Raw genomic sequence first — 16,684 nt, 5'->3', positions numbered from 1 at the left:
CGGCAATTGCTAGAGGCGGCGTTGACGCTCGGGCGCACATGGTTAGTTTCGCGGTCGCGAGCCAGCGAGCTCGCGAAAACTCGGCGAAAGTATCCGGATTCCCAGCGGTTTTTGACGGCTCTGGAGCGGTGGCTCGCGGCAGCTGTCAGCTGAGCCCTGCTGGCCGGTCGGGTCTTCTCGCCCCCCGTGGTCATCAGGCCGTCGCGCAAACAGTTCTCGGAGGGTTCAACGTCATGGGCAAGATCATCGGCATCGATCTCGGCACGACCAACAGCGTCGTCGCGGTGATGGAGGGCAAGGAGCCCAAGGTCATCGTGAATGAGGAGGGCTCCCGCCTCACGCCGTCCGTCGTGGCCTGGGACGACAAGGGCGAGGTGCTCGTCGGACAGATCGCCAAGCGCCAGGCGGTCACGAACCCCACCAACACCATCTACTCGGCCAAGCGCTTCATGGGGCGCCGCTACGAGGAGGTGCAGGAGGAGGCGAAGCGCGTCCCGTACACGGTCAGCAAGGGCAAGAACAACGACGCGTCGATCGCGGTGCGCGGCAAGCAGGCGTCGCCCCCCGAGATCTCCGCGAAGGTCCTCCAGAAGCTGAAGAAGGCCGCGGAGGACTACCTCGGCGAGAAGGTCACCGAGGCCGTCATCACGGTGCCGGCGTACTTCAACGACTCGCAGCGCCAGGCGACCAAGGACGCGGGCCGCATCGCCGGGCTCGACGTGAAGCGCATCGTCAACGAGCCCACGGCCGCCGCGCTCGCGTACGGGCTCGACAAGAAGAACGAGCAGGTCATCGCCGTGTACGACTTCGGCGGCGGCACGTTCGACATCTCGATCCTCGAGGTCGGCGACAACGTCGTGCAGGTCATCTCGACCAACGGCGACACCCACCTCGGCGGCGACGACGTCGACCACCTCGTGATGGACTGGCTCGCGGCCGAGTTCAAGAAGGACACCGGCATCGACGTCTCGAACGACAAGATGGTCGTGCAGCGGCTCAAGGACGCCGCGGAGCAGGCGAAGATCGAGCTGTCGAACGTGCAGGAGACGACGATCAACCTGCCGTTCTTGACCGCGGACGCCTCGGGGCCGAAGCACCTCCAGAAGCAGTTCACCCGGGCGAAGCTCGAGCAGATGATCCGGCCGCTCATCGACCGCACGCTCGAGCCGACCCGCAAGGCGCTCGCCGACGCGAAGAAGTCGCCGCAGCAGATCGACGAGATCGTCCTCGTCGGCGGCTCGACCCGCATCCCGCTCGTCCAGGAGACGGTCAAGAAGTTCTTCGGCAAGGAGCCCCACAAGGGCGTGAACCCGGACGAGGTCGTGGCCGTCGGCGCCGCGGTCCAGGCGGGCGTGCTCTCGGGCGACGTGAAGGACCTCGTGCTGCTCGACGTCACGCCGCTCTCGCTGGGCGTCGAGACGCTCGGCGGCGTGATGACCGTGATGATCTCGAGGAACACCACGATCCCGACCCAGAAGAAGGAGATCTTCTCGACCGCGACCGACAGCCAGCCCAGCGTCGAGGTCCACGTGCTCCAGGGCGAGCGCACCGAGGCCCGCTACAACCGGACCCTGGGCCGCTTCCACCTCGAAGGGATCATGCCGGCGCCCCGCGGCGTACCGAAGATCGAGGTGACGTTCGACATCGACGCGAACGGCATCCTCTCGGTCCACGCCAAGGACACGGCCACCGGCAAGGATCAGCGCATCACGATCACCGCGTCGGGCGGCCTGAAGGAGGACGAGATCAACCGGATGGTCAACGAGGCGGCGACGCACGAGGCCGAGGACAAGCGCCGGCGCGAGGAGATCGAGCGGCGCAACAAGCTCGATAACCTCTGCTACACGCTGGAGAAGACGATCAGCGAGAACAAGGACAAGCTGCCGGAGGGCGACGTCTCGGCGCTGAACGGGGTCATCGCCGAGGGGCGGTCGGCCATCGAGAAGCAGGACGACGCGGCCGTGAGCGCGGCGCTGGAGAAGCTCGAGAAGGAAGCGCACCGCATCGCGAGCGTCATGTACGAGAAGGCCGGCCCGCCCCAGGACGGCGGCGGCGCCGCGCCCGGCGGCGCGCCGGGAGGCCAGCCGCCGCCCCCCGCCGGCGGCAAGGGGAAGGATTCGGTCATCGACGCGGAGTTCGAAGAGTCGAACTGATCGCCGCGAGGAGCCCGCTCCTCGACGGTGTGCGACGAGCGCGGATCCCTCCGCGCGCGTTCGCCGAGCGGCAAACGCTAAACGCAACGAGCGCGGATTCGTCCGCGCTCGTTCGCATTTGGAGCGGCCGCCGCGCGCGAGGCGGCGCATGCGGCCGTCGCCTGCGCGGCGCGCTCCTTGGGCGTCGACTCGGATGTCCGGGAGCCGTATAACCGGCGCTCATGCGAACCCTCCTGCCGATCGCCCCCCTGGTCCTGATGGCCGGTTCCCTCGCCTGCGGGCCGTCGCCCGCGCCTGTCGCGCCGACAGCAGGACAAGGCGAGGTCAAGGCCGGGCCTGCCCAGGTCGCCGCCAGCCCAGCGTTCGATCTATCGCCCGTCGCCGAGCCGGCCGACGTCGTCGGCGTGCTCCGCTGGAGCAACCCCGCGGCCACGCTGTCGAGCATCGCGACGTGCGCGGGGCTGCCTCCGGCGCTCGCGGAGACGGGCGCGCAGGCGTTCTCCTCGGCTGTGCTGGGCGAGCTCGTGAGCCCTTCCATCGACACGGACCAGCTCGCCACGGTGCTCGCGCTCGACGCGCCGGTGCACCTGATCGTCGCGCTCGATGACAGCTCGAAGCGGGGCAAGCCCGTGGCGGCCGTGTCGCTCGGGCTCACGTCGCTCGAGCGGGCGAGGGGCGCGCTCGAGGCGGGCGCCGCCCTCACCGAGGTGAAGCCCGGCATGTGGAAGATCGGCGGCAAGGAGCCCTCGTCGTCGAGCTGCTTCCTCGCCGCGTCCGCCGGATCGGCGCCCGCGCGGCTCCTCTGCGGCGATCGGGACCGCGACGTGACGACGCTCGGGCCGTACCTCGCGCGCACGCTGCCGACGCTCGCGCCCGAGGCGCGCGACCTCCACGGCGAGGTCCGCTTCGTCCCGCTCAGCACGAAGTTCGGCGGCATGGCGAAGCAGCAGCTCGGCGGGCTCCCGATCCTCGCGCAGAGCCAGCTCTCGATCGGGCAGCCCCAGTTCGACCGGGCGCTCACCGACGCGGCGACCTCCGTTCAGCACGAGCTCGAGGCGCTCATCAACGACGCGAGCAAGGCGGTCGTCGATCTCCAGGTCGACAACCAGTCCTGCGTGAACCTCACGGCTGCCCTGGAGCTCCGGGGCCAGTCGTCGTGGGTCGCCAAGACGATGGCCGACAGGGCGAACCGCGCCGCGGCAGCGCCGGCGCTGTACTGGCGCGCGCCGAAGGACAGCGCCGGCGCGTTCTTCGACCACGGCTACGACCCGGCGCACTACGGCGGCATCCTGAAGACGCTGCGCGAGATGCTCGAAGGGTGGCTGGAGAAGGAGAAGATCGGCAAGCCCGCCGATCGCAAGGCGCTCGCCGATCTCCTCTCGCTGCCGATCAACCAGGGGCCGAGCGTGTCCGCCCACGGGTACCCGGACGCGCCTCCTCCCGCTCCCCAGGCCGGAAAGCCGACGCCGAACGAGGCGCTCGACAAGATGATGGGGAGCTTCGTCGGCTGGAACCTGTTCGGGTTCGAGGAGGCGCCCGACGCGCTCATCAAGTACGTGAAGAACGCCGTCACCGCCTACAACACGCCCGGGCTGCGCAAGCGGCTCCCGGAGATCGACATCGATCCGAAGGATTTGCCGACGGTCAAGACGGTTCAGGCGCCGAAGGAGCTCGGGAAGTCGTCGCTCGCCGTCGAAATCCAGATCGTCCGCGATCTCCCGGCGCTCGACGGAGACGCGAGCTCGACCCCCGCCGCCAAGGGCAAGCAGAGGCCCAAGCTGACGATGACGCTCCACCTGCTCCTCATGGGTGAGGAGAAGACGACGTGGGTCGCCTTCGGAAACGACAAGGGCGACCTGCTGAGGCGGCTCGCCATGGTGAAAGCGGACGCGCCCGCCGCAGCGACGCTCGCGTCACGTCCGGGGCTCGAGAAGCTGAAGACCGGGAAGTTCGCCTGGGGTGGATTCTCGACGCTCGCCCCGATCACCCGCACGTTTCAGAGCGTGCTCTCGACGCTGGATCAGCCCGGCGCGGCGCCGGTGGCGCTGCCTCAGGAAGCTCGAATCTTCGGCGAAGCGCTGGCAAAGCTCCCCCACAAAGGGGAAGGGCTGATGTTCGTCACGACCCAGCAGCAGGGCGGCGCCGCGCCGCGGGCCGAGATCTCGATCAACGTGTCGAAGCCCGTGCTCGAGGACATCGGCGCGCTCGTCGCGGCAGGGCTTCGAATGGCCGGCATCACGAAGCCATAGGCTCGTGGATGCGCTATCACCACATCCAGTAAGCTGGCGCGGCTGCTCTTGCTCGGTCGTGTTCCCTGGTCACCGCGCCGCGCGTGCTTCGTCCGCCCATGTTCAAGATCGGTACGCGAATTGCCACCGAAAAGATGAGAGGAAACAATGAACAACCGTGAAGGTGCGAGTCGCGACGGAATGAGCCCGGCGCAGCCAGAGACGTCTGCCACGCCGGCAGTCGCCATGCCGAGGCCGCCCGTGCGCCGCGCGGCGCCCGAAACGGACGACTCCGATCTGCCGGATCTGACGCAGGAGCAGCTCGACGAGCTCAGGAAGGCGCTCGAGGAGCGCCGGGCGAGCCTCGTCGCCAACATCGATGAGCGGCAGCACGCGGAGCGCGACATCTCGCGCGAGGTGGGCGACGAGATGGACGAGGCCAACGCCGAGGGCGCGACGTCGCTGACGTCGAAGCTCCTGGAGCGCGATGTCCGCGTGCTCGCCGAGATCGACCGTGCTCTCGCGAAGATGAAGGAAGGGAGCTACGGGATGTGCGAGGGCACCGGCGAGCCCATCGGTTACCGCCGCCTCAAGCTGCGTCCCTGGGCGCGCTACAGCGTCGCCTACCAGGAGCAGATCGAGCGCGAAGAACGGACCGGCGGCGGCGCCTGATCGCTCCCGGCCAGCAGGCACCGCACGTCCCTCCCCGCCAGCGCGGGCGAGGGACGTGCGGCCTGCGCGAGCGGAGGCGCATGTCCGCGGGAGCGCTCGATCTCGTGCCGAGCGCTCTAATCCGCAGAGCGATCACACGCACGAGCAGGACCCGCGCGACGAGGCACCTCAGCCGCCCATTCGCTGGATGAACGGGACGATGCGCTCGACGAAGGGCTGCTTGTGATAGCGGTCGAACTCCGCCCAGGTGCAGAGCGTCCGCGGATCCTTCACGCGATCGACGAAGAGCACGCCGTCGACGTGATCCTTCTCGTGCTGGAAGGTGCCCGCCGATAGCCCGCGCACGACGCGGTCGATCGGCCTCCCGTCGCGATCCAGGCCGGTGAGCCGGATCTCGGTGGTGCGGTCGACGACACCCCTCAGGTTCGGGACGCTCAGGCACCCTTCGTAGTTCTCGAACGTCTCCTGCGTGAGCGGCTCGATCACCGGATTGACCACGACGGTGAGCGGGATGTTCGGCTTGTACGGATAGCGGGGGTTGTTCTGCACCTCGACCGCGAAGATGCGGACCGGCACATGGACCTGGGTGGCAGCGATACCCGCGCCGTTCGCGTCGCGCATCGTCTCCACCAGATCGTCGATGAACGCCTGCATCGCAGGGGAGGAGAGCTCTTCTGGCGTGACCTCACGCGCTCGCTGCCTGAGGACAGGGTTGCCGATGTGGGCGATTTTCAGGAGCGTCACGCGGCGATCGTACCATGGCTCCGCGCCGTCGGCCTGGCCGGCCATGGCGGCGCCCAGGCGCTGATCCATGCGGCGCGCGGCGGCGTCAGCTATGGAGGCGGGGCATGCACTACTTCCCTGACGAGCCTTGCGTCCCCGAGCAGCAGCAGGCGACCGCCGTCATGCATCTCCGCTTCGAAGACGTCAGCCAGAACGGACGGGTGATGCTGGACGCGCTGCCGCACGGCCTCGGGCCTGCGGTCTGGGTGAAGCTCCTGCGGGCGAGCCCCGTCGAGGCGCTCATGCTCACGCAAGGGATCGTCCCGATCCTCACCCGCCTCATCATCGAGGGCGGAGAGGGGCCAATCGCGACGCGGGAGCCGCTGGAGCTGCAGGGCCGCTACCAGCTGGCGCACACGGAGGACGCCACTTCCCACGTGAACCGGCTGATCCTGGCCATGTGGCTCTCGGCCAGCGGGCGCCGCAGTCGGACCTACGGCCCGCCGCCGCCCGGCGCGGGCGAGCCGATCCAGGTCGGTCGCGTGTTCGCGGAGCACGTCTTCACGCGGCCCTTCGCGGCGCCCGAGGCGCGCAAGGTGCTGCGCTTCGAGTCCCCGGATCTGCCGGCGGTGCCGCCCGAGCGCTACGACTTTCGCTCGCCGGAGGCGTTGATGGGCCTGCCCGAGGGCGCGGAGCCGCTCGACGCGAAGCCGACCCTGGATCCGATCCCGGTGGTGTTCGGCCTGGATCACACGGACGGGAACCAGCACGTGAACTCGCTCGTGTACCCGCGGCTCTTCGCGGAGGCCGCGCTGCGACGTCTCTCGGCGCAGGGCCACAGCACGGCGGTGCTCGCCCGGAGGGTGGAGATCGCCTACCGCAAGCCGTGCTTCGCGGGCACGCAGGCGAGGATCATGCTGCGCACGTTCACCGTCGGCGGCGCGCTCGGCGCGCTCGGCGCGTTCGTGCCGGACGCGCCGGAAGACCCCGCCGGCACAGCCCCCGGGGCGCGCGCCTATTGCTACATCCGCACGCTGTTCCAGGGCTGAGCCGGCGCGAACGCGAAGACGGCGCGCCCTCGGGCAGGACCGGCGTTCCGGGCCGGCGCCGCGCGCGGCGGCGCGCGCGATGACCGGCCCGCTACGCGCTCACCGTGCGGGGAAGGCCGGCGCGATCGGCGATCTCGTCGTGGAAGGCGCGGAACGTCGACTCCTGGGGCCATGAGGGCGCGTCGGCGAGGAGCTCCTCGACGCGGGTGAGCTCGCCCTCGTCGATGGCGACGACGGCCGCGGCGTAGCGCATGGCCCAGAAGACGAGCGGGCTGGCCTCGCTCGCGCGCTCCAGCAGCGCGCGGTCGCCCGGCACGCTCGTGTGAGCGAAGGCGCGGGCGAGCGCGCCGGCCGCCGATCGCAGGGTGACCACCCGGCTGCGAAAGGGCGAGCTGATGTCCGGGAGAGGGAGGCGCGCCAGGCGACCCGCCTGCGCGAGCGCCGTGTCGCGATCGCCCTCGAAGGTGCAGAGGAGCGTGTCGAGGAAGAGGCGGTGCTCGAGGGCCGCTTCCCACGCGGGCCCCCGCTCGGCGGCGGCCATGGCCGCTCGCGCCTTCTCGACCCAACCATAGGCCGCGAACGCCGTCGCCGTCATGAGCGGCGCCATCGTGGCGGGGTGCGGGACGCGGTGAAGCGACGACGACCAGCGCCGCAGCACCGAGCCCACGTCGCCCGAGCGCAGCAGCCGGCGCAGCTTGCGGCGCGCGAGCCAGCGGGCCGCGGCGAACACGAGAACCACGCTGAGCACCGCCGCCATGATCACCGGCTGCTGCCAGGCGAACCGGAGCGCAGCCGCTGCCAGCGCTGCGGAGCCGATGAAGAGAAGCGCCGGAATCAGCCGGCTGCCCCGTCCCTCGTCCTCGGAATCGAACGGATTCACGACTCCTCCAAGCGTACGGGGCTTCCTGAACGAGGCAAGTCCTGGCCGATGCCGCTCCAGGTCGATCGCTCCGCGCTCACACCACCACCCTTTGCACACCCCGATCGCAGCTCACGCTCACACCTCCACTCGCACCGCGCTCACCCCCCGATGACTCCGAGGAGGGAACCAGACGTGGGCGACGTGGGCGACGTGGGCGGCGTGGGCGGCGCTGCGTTCGCGAAGGAGCCGAGGCGCCATGGCCCACGAATCGCCGCCGCGCGCGCCGTGGGGCTCGACATGGGGACGAGGTTCGACTACGAAGTCCCTGCGTCAGGCAACAGCGCCTGGACCTCATGGGTCCGCCGACAGCGCGCCGTGAACCCCGCCAGGCCCGGAAGGGAGCAACGGTAGCGGAAAGCGAGTGTGGCGGGCCCACTTACTTTTTGTCGGTCCAGTTGTGGGCCCGACGCGCTCCCGCGCTCACCTCGGGACGCGGTCCCGGAGCCGGGCCGTCGCCGCGCGGATGCAGGCTTCAAGGGGCGTCAAGCGCCGCCGGCGCGAGGGGCGCGACGGGCACGGAGAACAGCGCCTCCGGGCTCGTCACGATGCGCGGGACATCCGCGTCGCGCAGCGGGCTCATGCCGTCAGCGGGCAGACGCTGCTGCACGATGCCCGCCGCTTCGTCGCCGCCCTCCAGCGTCACGGCGGAGAGGCGGCTGTCCAGACCGACGCCGCCGTCGATGAGCACGCTCGCGCGGCGTGACGGGCGGATGGAGGGGTTGAGGGACTCGAGCCCGTTGCCGCTCAGCACGAGCCCGAAGATCGCGGCCTGCGCGCGCTCCTGCCAGCTCACGCCGTCGCCGACGACCTCCTGGGCGAGCCCGCCGTCCGCGCTCACCACCGCCGAGTCGGCGAAGGTCCCGGCGATGCGCATGCCGTCGATGATGATGCCGCGCGCGTCGCCGCTCATCCCCAGGCCGATGGCCCGGTTCTTCTCGAGGAGGCCTCCCGTGAGCTGGACGGTCTGCTCCGGCGTCGTGTGCTGGATCCAGATCCCGGGCTGGTTGCCGCTCACCTCGAAGCCCTCGCCGCTCTCGCCGAGGGCTGCGTTCGCGCGATCGATCAGGAGACCGAACCCGGTGTTGTCGGCGACTTTGAGGGCCGCCGCGTCGAGGCTCGAGCAGCCGGACACGGAGATGCCGCCGCTCGGATCGAACCCGATCAGGCCATTGCCGCTGATCTCGACGCCAGACATCGAGGCGCGCGCCCCGACGAGCGACACGCCGACCACCTTGCTGTCGCGGACGAGCGCGTCCTCGACGTGGAGCTCCACCGGCGCCTCGCAGTCACAGCCGCCGGTGCACTGCGCCCACAGCCCCGGCCCCTGCGATCCCGAGACGACGGACCGCACGACGGAGACGCGGCCGGCGTCGAACGCGCTCAGGCCGTACCGCGCGGAGCCCTCGATCGCCGACGCGACGAGGTCGAGCGACGCGCCGAGGCCGAGCGTCACGCCGTCGGACGCGCTGCCGACGACGCGCACCGCCTCGATCCGCGCCCGGGCGCCGGCCGCGATCCGCACGCCGCCCTCGCCCACGGTCAACGCCCGGAGGACGGCGCCGTCACCGGCCGCGAGCGAGACCGCCGCGACGCTCACGGAGCCAGCGCCGCGGCCGAGCAGGCTCACGCCGGGGGGCAGATCGATCGGGCCGTAGGCGCCAGGGCCGAGCGCGATGCACGCCCCAGGTCGAGCGGCGTCGGTGGCCTGCGAGAGCGCGGCGGCGCTCGAGACCTCGATCACCTCGGCGCAATCGACCGACGCGGCGCAGAAGTCCCCGTCGCAGAGCGCTCCCGCCGGGACACCGATGCACGCGCCAGACGCCGCGCGCGCGCCAGGGCATCCGCCCGGCGGCGCGGGATCCGACGCGCACCCGAGCGCCGTCGAGCCGAGCGCGGCCGCGGCGGTCAGAACGATAGCTGCCTGATTCCAAGACTTGATCATGACGAACGTCTCCCGCGCGGCACGTCGCGCTACCTGACGAGAAAGGGTCAGCGCCTCAGGGATCCGAGAGCAGCGCGCGGCACTCGGCCGCCCGCGCCGCGAGCTCGCCGTCCCGGAAGTGCGCCGCCAGCGAGGCGGAGAGCTGCGCCACGGCCACCTCGGCGCGAGCGCGGGTCGAGGCGTCGCGGAGGGCCGCGCGGCAGATCCGCGCGAGGCCGAGCGCGACGTCCGCGAGGTACACGCGCCCGCCGCCCACCTCGGCGAGGCGTAGCGCCGCGCAGCCGGACTCGAGCGCCTCGCCGACGTGGCCGGCCGCGAGCAGCGCGGCGGCGAGGTTGCGGTACGCGTCCGGGAGATCGGCGCCGGCGCCGGCCTGCTCGCCCAGCCTCACGGCGCGCCGCGCGTGCTCCAGCGCGGCGTGCGGGCGCGCGAGGCGGAGCTCGACCTCCGCGAGGTTGTTGTGACCCGACGCGATCGCCTGGAGATCGCCAAGCCGCTCCTTCAGCGCGAGCGCTCGGGCGAACACCTCCCGCGCGCCGCCGAGATCGCCCTTCGCGAACAGCACGGCCGCGACGCCGTTCAGCGCGAAGCCCAGCGCCTCTGGGTACGCGCGCTCATCGACGGCCCGCGCGGCCTGGCGGTAGCAGCGCTCCGCCTGCGCCAGCCGACCGCGCGAGTAGAACACCGTCCCGAGCGCGAGGAGCAGCTGCGACGCCGCCACGCGGCGGCGGTCGTCGCCTCGATGCAGCGTCCGGCAGATGCGCAGGCTCCGGAGCGCGACCGCGCGGCACGCGTCGAGATCGCCGGCGCGCCGGTGGAGCGCCGCGAGCAGCCCGTACATGGGGAGCGTCTCCGGGGCGGCGCCGCCGCGCTCCGCGAGCGAGATCGCGCGCTCGACCAGCGCGCGCGCGTCGGCCGTCGCGCCGCGCACCTTCAGCACGAGGGCGAGGCGGAAATCCACGCGCGCATCCCAGAGCAGCGCCGCCTCCGGGCCTTGCGCGGGCGGGGCGGAGGCGCGCCGCTCGACGCGGAGGATCCGCGTCCGCGCCTCGAGGTACGCGCGCTCCGCCTCGTCGAGTCGGCCCGCCCTGCGGAGGGCGTCGCCGACGTCGAGCAGCAGCGCCGCGCGCTCGTGCCAGGCGAACAGCCGGCGCTCGTCGCCCCCCGGCGCGGCGGCCGACGGGGCGCGCGCCGCGGAGCCCCTCGCCGGGGCGCCGTCCGCCGCGCTCGCGTGGATCTCCCGGGCCCGCTCGAAGTGCCGCAGCGCCTCGGCGTTCTGCCCGAGCGACGACGCGCTCGCCGCCGCGCGCGCGTAGGCGAGCGCCGCGCTCCGCGCGTCGCCGCCGCGATCATGGTGGAGCGCCGCGAGCGCCTCCCCGAGCCCCCGCGGCGCGCGCGCAGGCGAGCGCCCCGCCGAGACGCCGTCGACCCAGGCGGCGACCGCGCGGTGCATGGCCCGGCGCACCTTGAGGCTGAGCGTCTCGTAGGCGATCTCCTGGGTCGCCGCCTCGGCGAAGACGTACTCGCAGTCCTCGGGGAAGGTCGACGCGTCACGCGCCTGGATGATCTGCTGATCCCGGAGCCGCCGCAGCACGTCCGCGGTGCTCGATCCGCCGCCGTCGAGCGGCGCCGCGCCGCGCAGGTGGTCGATCGCGCCCTTCCAGAACGTCCTGCCGACCACCGCCGCCTGCGCCAGGACCGCGCGCGCCTCGCCGTCGAGCCGATCGAGCCGCGCCTGGACGATGCCCTGGATCGTCGCCGGCAACGAGAGGCGGGCGAGCTGCTCCTCGTGCAGGATCCAGGGCTGGCCGAGGCGCCGCTCGAGCGCGCCGGCGTCGATGAGCAGGTACAGCGTCTCGGTCAGCGTGAGCGGGTTGCCCTCGGCGCGCTCCGCCAGGGCGCGGATGGCCTCGGCGGAGCAGCGCGCGACGAGCCGGAGGCGCTCGCGCGCCATGTCCTCGATGTGCCGCCGAGGCAGCGGGCCGAGATCGAGGCGCGCGTGGCTCGCCTTCCCTTCGCCCCAGTGCGGCCGCCGCTCGTAGAGCTCGGGCCGGGCCGCGCCGACGAGCAGCAGCGGCGCGTCCGACAGGCGCACGGCGAGGTCGTCGAAGAGGTCGAGGCTGGCGTCGTCCGCCCAGTGGATGTCGTCGAGCAGGACGACGACGGCTCCGCGCGCGGCCATCGCTCGCAGCAGCATCGCGACGGCCGCGGCCACCCGCTTCGCCACCTCGGCGCCGCCCTCGTCGGGGACGATCGCCGTCGCGGGCGCGGCTTGCGCCGCCGGGCACGGGCAGAGCACGGCCGCGACCTCCGCCAGCGCGTCCTCCAGGGCGAGCGGGTGCGGCGCGCCGCCGGCCTCGCCTCCGGCGTCGACGCCGAGGACGCCGCTCGCGAGCTTGCGCAGCACGACGTCGCGCGCGTCGCCGTCCTGGACGCGGAAATGAGCGCGGAGGAGCGACGCGGCGAGGTGGTAGCTCGCATCCATCGACAGCGACGAGCACGCAGCGCCGAGCACGATGCACGGCTCCGCCTGCGACAGCGCCCTCGTCCGGACCTCGGCGAGGAGGCGGCTGCGGCCGATGCCGCCCGCGCCGATCACCGAGACGAACGTCGCGCGCCGCTCCGCGATGACCGTCTCCAGCGCCTCCGAGAGCCGCTGCACCTCCGCCGCCCGCCCGATGAAGCGGGTGTCGAGGCCGAGGAAATCGGATCCCGCGCCCGATCCGCTCGCGAGCTTCAGCACACGGAAGCCCGGCGCGCCGTCGCCTTGCGGCTCGACCAGGAAGAGCCCGGCCACCTGCCGGAACGTGGGCTGCGCGATCAGCACCGCGCCGGGCACGGCGGCCCGCTGGAGCTGCGCGGCCGCCTTCAAGGCCTCGCCGGAGGCGTCGACCGGGGCGCCCCGCCCGGTCGCACCGCTGACGAACAGCCTCCCCGTGCTGATGCCCACGCGCAACCTCGGCCGGGAGCGCGGCGGCAGCTGGCCAGGGAGCGACCCGGCGTCGAGCGCCGCGAGCTCCAGCCCGGCGCGGACGGCGCGCTCGGCGTCGTTGTCGCTCGCGCGCGGCGCGCCGAACAGCACGGTGACGACGCCCTCGCTCCTGCCCTGCACGACGCCCCCGAGCGCCTCGACGCGCTCGCGGACGAGCTCGCGGCACGCCTCCCGGAGCTCCAGCTCCTGCTCGGGATCCAGAGGCTCCTGCCCGTCGTCGCCGGAGACGATCTCCGCGGAGAGCACGGTGCAGACACGGTACTCACCCGCGGGCGCCGCGACCTTCGCCCCGCCCGCGGGCGCCGCGACCTTCGTGGCGTCCACGGGCGCCGGGGCGGCCGAGAGCGCCGCGCTCGTCCCCCGCGGAGACGCCTGGTCGGCCCTCGGCGAGATCGCGGAGAGCGGGGCAGCCGGCGGCCGGAGCGCGGAGCCGGCGCGCGCGGACGCGAGCGCTTCTCCGAGCTCGCGCGCATCCCGGAAGCGCGCTGCGGGCTCGACCGCGACGGCCCGCGCGACGACCGCCTCGATCGCGGGGCTCGCCTCGACGCCGAGCCCCGCGAACGACGGCCGCCTGCGCGGGTCCACGGCGGCGAGGTAGAGCTCGGCCCAGTCGCGCCCGTCGATCGGCTGCTTCCCCGAAGCGAGCTGCAGCAGCACGAGCCCGAGCGCGAACACGTCGGTCCAGGGCCCCGTCGCGCCGAGCTTCGGCTCGAACTGCTCCGGAGCGCCGTAGAGCGGCGTGAACACGTGCAACATCGGCGACGTCGCGAGCACCTGCGTCGTGTCGCTGGGGCTCACGCCCCGCGCCGCGGCCACGGCTCGCCTCGTCTCCGCGAGCGCCTTCGACATCGGCACCGACGCGTCGATCACCTTGGCGATGCCGAAATCGACGACCTTGATCGTCGTCGCGCCGGGAATCTCGACGAGGAACAGGTTCGCCGGCTTCACGTCGCGGTGAGAGACCCGCTCGTCGTGCGCCATCGCGAGCGCCCCGACCGCCGGCGCCAGGAGCTCGATCGCCTCGTCGACGGAGTACGGTGCGCGCCCCGAGGCGCGCCGCGCCTCGATGTGCTGCGCGAGCGTCTCTCCCTCGAGCCACTCCATGACGATGTACGGCGTCCAGGAGCCCTCCGGCGAGGTCGCGGCAGAGACGTCGAGCGCCTGGACGATGCCCGTCGTCCGGCGCGAGAGCCGGTGCAGCAGCCGGGCCTCGCGCTCGAACGTGTCGAGCAGCGACTGCCGCTCTTCCGGCAGGAGATCTGCGGGGATCTTCAGGCACTTGACCGCCACCTGCTCCTGGAACCCCAGGTGGGTCGCCCGGTAGACCACGCCGAACGTCCCCTCGCCGGCCACGGCGTCCACCAGCAGCTTGCCGCCGATGGTGCTGCCCACCCAGCCGAACGGGTCCCGCGCGATCATCCGCGGAAACTCTACTGCCCGCGCCGCGGCGCCGGGAGCGCGCCGCCTCGCAGCGATGACGATCGCCGCCCCGCGCGCGCCGGACCACCTCGACCACCACGCCCCTCGAGCCCCGCGGGCGCGAGGCGAGCGCGACGGCAGTCGCCCTGCGCGCGCGTCCGTGCTACGCAGCCGGCTGCTGGGCGTGCCCTCGGTCCTGGCGACCGTCCCGCGAACGCTGCCGCAACGGTCCCCGGAACGGATCGCACGCGCGCAGCGGCAGAACGTCGCTCGTCGTCCGGCGCGACTCTGGGGTGCGATGTGGCTGAGCCGGAGATTCTTTCCCGCGATGGTGGCTCGCTCGAGCTCCTGATCATCACCCAGAGCTCGATGAGCACCCGACAGCTGCCGGGCTCGGGCAGCGTCGTCCTGGGCAGGGACGAGGACGCCGGCATCTGCGTCCCCGACTCCTCGGTGTCGCGCCGGCACGCGGTGCTGCACCTCGGCCCGCCGCTCCGGATCGAGGACCTCGGCAGCAGCAACGGGACCCGCGTGCGCGCCCGGCACTGCAGCGCGGCGACCGAGCGCCTGATCGATGTGGGCAAGGGCACGCCCGCGCGGGGCGCCGCGGTCGAGCTCTCGCCCGGCGACGTCATCTACCTCGGCGCCGCGCGCGTCGTCCTCCGCCAGAAGGGCGGCGAGCGGGACGCGGGCAAGGACGTCATCGTCAAGGACGACGCGATGCGCGCCGTCTACGAGCTCGCCCAGCGCGTCGCGAACGGCCCGATCAACATCCTCCTCCTCGGCGAGACGGGCGCCGGCAAGGAGGTGCTGGCCGAGTCGATCCACAGGGCCTCGCCGCGCGCGAGCCGCCCACTCCTGCGCCTGAGCTGCGTCGCGCTGTCCGAGTCGCTGCTCGAGAGCGAGCTGTTCGGCCACGAGCGCGGCGCCTTCACCGGCGCCGTCCGGGCGAAGCCGGGGCTGCTCGAGACGGCCGAAGGGGGCACCGTGTTCCTCGACGAGATCGGCGAGCTGCCGCCCTCGATCCAGGCCAAGCTGCTCCGGGTCATCGAGGAGCGGAAGGTGATGCGGGTGGGCGGGCTGACCCCCATCAAGATCGACGTCCGCTTCGTCTCGGCCACGCACCGCGACCTCGAGGCCGAGGTGAGCCGCGGCGCGTTCCGGCAGGACCTGTATTTCCGGCTGAACGGCGTGACCCTCTCCATCCCGCCGCTGCGCGAGCGGCCCGGGGAGGTCGCGGCGCTGGCGCAGCTCTTCGCGGAGCGCACGGCGAAGGAGCTCTTCCCCGGCGAGGCGAGCGCCGCGTCCGTTCCGATCTCGCCCGCGGCCCTGGCCGAGCTCCAGCGCCACAGCTGGCCAGGCAATATCCGGGAGCTGCGCAACGTGATCGAGCGCGCGGTGATCCTCGCCAACGGGGCGCCCATCGGGCCGGAGCACCTGCTCCTCTCCTCTCTGGCCGATCCCACCCGTCCATCGCATGCCATGCCCCTTCCGGCGCGCCCGCCGCAGGCGCCCCCGAACGCGAGTGCGACGGCGTCAGCGTCAGCACCAGGGTCTACGATTGCGAGGAGCGTGCCCGACGGCGCGAAGAGCGCGCCGGACGGCGTGGACCCGGGCCCCACCCGGCTGCGCGACGCCATGGAGGCCCACGAGCGCGAGCGCATCGTCCAGGCGCTCGAGCAGTGCATGGGGAACCAGACGCGCGCCGCGGCGCTGCTCGGGATCTCACGGCGCACGCTGGTCGAGCGGATCCGCGTGTACGGGCTGCCGCGGCCGCGCAAGGCCTGAGCGTTGCGCAGATCGCCGCGCAACCTGGCGTCGTTCTGGCGTCGATTGCGCGAGGGCTCGCTCAACCGAGCGGCCGCCCGCGCAACACCTCAGGCGGGCGTCTCGCGCCGCTCCAGCGGGGCGAGCTCGATCCCGAGCTCCGTGGCGAACCGGAAGATGCGCTCGTCGCGGTAGAACTCGCCGAAGACGACGCGCGAGAGCCCCGCGTTCGCGATCATCTTGAAGCACCCCCAGCAAGGCGAGGCCGTGACGTAGACCGTCGCGCCGTCGATCCGCACCCCGTTCCGCGCGGCCTGGATGACGGCGTTGGCCTCCGCGTGGATCGTGCGCACGCAGTGGCCGTCCTCGATCAGGTGCCCCTCCTCATCGCAGTGAGGCAGCCCCCGGATCGATCCGTTGTACCCGGTCGCGAGGATGCTCTTGTCGCGCACGATCACCGCGCCGACGTGCTTCCGATCGCAGGTCGCCCGCGACGCGACGACCTCGGCGATGCGCATGAAATATTCATCCCACGAAGCCCGATGCGTCATCGCTCACCTCCACGACGGGGGATCCGCGCCCGCCGCCCCCTCGACGTCCCCTCGACGTCGAGCGACCCGCGCTCGCCGATCCCTCCAGAATGTTCAGGGATCCGCCCTCCGGTCCCCCTCGCGAAGGGCCCGGCGTTGCGCGCCCGCGGCCCCGGCTGAGCCGCGCCGCGCGCCCCGCGGGCGCTTCTATCACGACGCCGGGCGCCGCGGAGCCCCCCGCGGGCGCGGGACCGCGCGAGGCGCCTCGACAGCGAGGCCCGGCGCGT

10 protein-coding genes and 1 other RNA gene are annotated in these 16,684 nt (G+C 72.6%); 6 read left to right on the top strand and 5 right to left on the bottom strand.

What is annotated here, in order from left to right; all coding sequences use genetic code 11:
• Window positions 1–233: 233 nt before the first annotated feature.
• From dnaK to WME97_RS48275, 3 genes are all read left to right on the top strand, one after another.
• Complete coding sequence (gene dnaK, locus WME97_RS48285) at window positions 234–2,153, top strand: molecular chaperone DnaK (RefSeq protein WP_437547908.1); 1,920 nt, start codon at window positions 234–236, stop codon at window positions 2,151–2,153.
• Window positions 2,154–2,374: 221 nt separating this feature from the next.
• Complete coding sequence (locus tag WME97_RS48280; RefSeq protein WP_437547906.1) at window positions 2,375–4,402, top strand: hypothetical protein; 2,028 nt, start codon at window positions 2,375–2,377, stop codon at window positions 4,400–4,402.
• A 225-nt stretch (window positions 4,403–4,627) separates the two neighbouring features.
• Window positions 4,628–5,053 (top strand): TraR/DksA family transcriptional regulator, encoded by a 426-nt coding sequence (locus WME97_RS48275; RefSeq protein ID WP_437547904.1) that lies wholly within the window; start codon window positions 4,628–4,630, stop codon window positions 5,051–5,053.
• Window positions 5,054–5,221: 168 nt separating this feature from the next.
• Here WME97_RS48275 and def read toward each other — a convergent pair whose 3' ends face one another.
• Entirely contained in the window at window positions 5,222–5,797 is a 576-nt protein-coding gene (gene def, locus WME97_RS48270) for a peptide deformylase (protein ID WP_437547902.1), read from the bottom strand.
• A gap of 104 nt (window positions 5,798–5,901) precedes the next feature.
• Between def and WME97_RS48265 the strand changes: the two genes are divergently transcribed.
• On the top strand, window positions 5,902–6,825 hold the full coding sequence (locus tag WME97_RS48265) for a hypothetical protein (RefSeq protein ID WP_437547901.1): 924 nt from the start codon (window positions 5,902–5,904) through the stop codon (window positions 6,823–6,825).
• Window positions 6,826–6,916: 91 nt separating this feature from the next.
• Here the strand turns inward: WME97_RS48265 and WME97_RS48260 are convergent, their stop codons facing one another.
• Complete coding sequence (locus WME97_RS48260) at window positions 6,917–7,705, bottom strand: hypothetical protein (RefSeq protein ID WP_437547900.1); 789 nt, start codon at window positions 7,703–7,705, stop codon at window positions 6,917–6,919.
• A gap of 333 nt (window positions 7,706–8,038) precedes the next feature.
• Here WME97_RS48260 and ffs point away from each other — a divergent pair.
• Window positions 8,039–8,128, top strand: an RNA gene (gene ffs / locus WME97_RS48255) — signal recognition particle sRNA small type.
• Window positions 8,129–8,219: 91 nt separating this feature from the next.
• On the opposite strand, the gene WME97_RS48250 is transcribed toward ffs, so the two are convergent.
• Window positions 8,220–9,689, bottom strand: coding sequence for a hypothetical protein (locus WME97_RS48250; RefSeq protein WP_437547898.1), 1,470 nt, complete (start codon window positions 9,687–9,689; stop codon window positions 8,220–8,222).
• Between the two features lie 55 nt (window positions 9,690–9,744).
• A complete protein-coding gene (locus WME97_RS48245) occupies window positions 9,745–14,100 on the bottom strand; it encodes a protein kinase domain-containing protein (RefSeq protein WP_437547896.1) in 4,356 nt (1,451 codons plus the stop codon).
• A gap of 300 nt (window positions 14,101–14,400) precedes the next feature.
• Between WME97_RS48245 and WME97_RS48240 the strand changes: the two genes are divergently transcribed.
• Window positions 14,401–15,888 (top strand): sigma 54-interacting transcriptional regulator, encoded by a 1,488-nt coding sequence (locus WME97_RS48240; RefSeq protein WP_437547894.1) that lies wholly within the window; start codon window positions 14,401–14,403, stop codon window positions 15,886–15,888.
• Window positions 15,889–15,977: 89 nt separating this feature from the next.
• Here the strand turns inward: WME97_RS48240 and WME97_RS48235 are convergent, their stop codons facing one another.
• Complete coding sequence (locus WME97_RS48235) at window positions 15,978–16,418, bottom strand: deoxycytidylate deaminase (protein ID WP_437547892.1); 441 nt, start codon at window positions 16,416–16,418, stop codon at window positions 15,978–15,980.
• Between the last annotated feature and the right edge of the window lie 266 nt (window positions 16,419–16,684).

This window comes from Sorangium sp. So ce367, from assembly GCF_051520455.1.
In the GTDB taxonomy this organism is placed as follows: Bacteria; Myxococcota_A; Polyangia; order Polyangiales; family Polyangiaceae; genus Sorangium; species Sorangium cellulosum_B.
This window is presented reverse-complemented; position numbering and strand designations above follow the sequence as displayed.

Bases quoted from the DNA above. Each gene is read 5' to 3' on its own strand.
- WME97_RS48280 (WP_437547906.1), top strand. From the start codon at position 2,375: ATGCGAACCCTCCTGCCGATCGCCCCCCTGGTCCTGATGGCCGGTTCC.
- WME97_RS48250 (WP_437547898.1), bottom strand. From the start codon at position 9,689: ATGATCAAGTCTTGGAATCAGGCAGCTATCGTTCTGACCGCCGCGGCC.
- WME97_RS48275 (WP_437547904.1), top strand. From the start codon at position 4,628: ATGCCGAGGCCGCCCGTGCGCCGCGCGGCGCCCGAAACGGACGACTCC.
- dnaK (WP_437547908.1), top strand. From the start codon at position 234: ATGGGCAAGATCATCGGCATCGATCTCGGCACGACCAACAGCGTCGTC.
- WME97_RS48245 (WP_437547896.1), bottom strand. From the start codon at position 14,100: ATGATCGCGCGGGACCCGTTCGGCTGGGTGGGCAGCACCATCGGCGGC.
- WME97_RS48235 (WP_437547892.1), bottom strand. From the start codon at position 16,418: ATGACGCATCGGGCTTCGTGGGATGAATATTTCATGCGCATCGCCGAG.
- WME97_RS48265 (WP_437547901.1), top strand. From the start codon at position 5,902: ATGCACTACTTCCCTGACGAGCCTTGCGTCCCCGAGCAGCAGCAGGCG.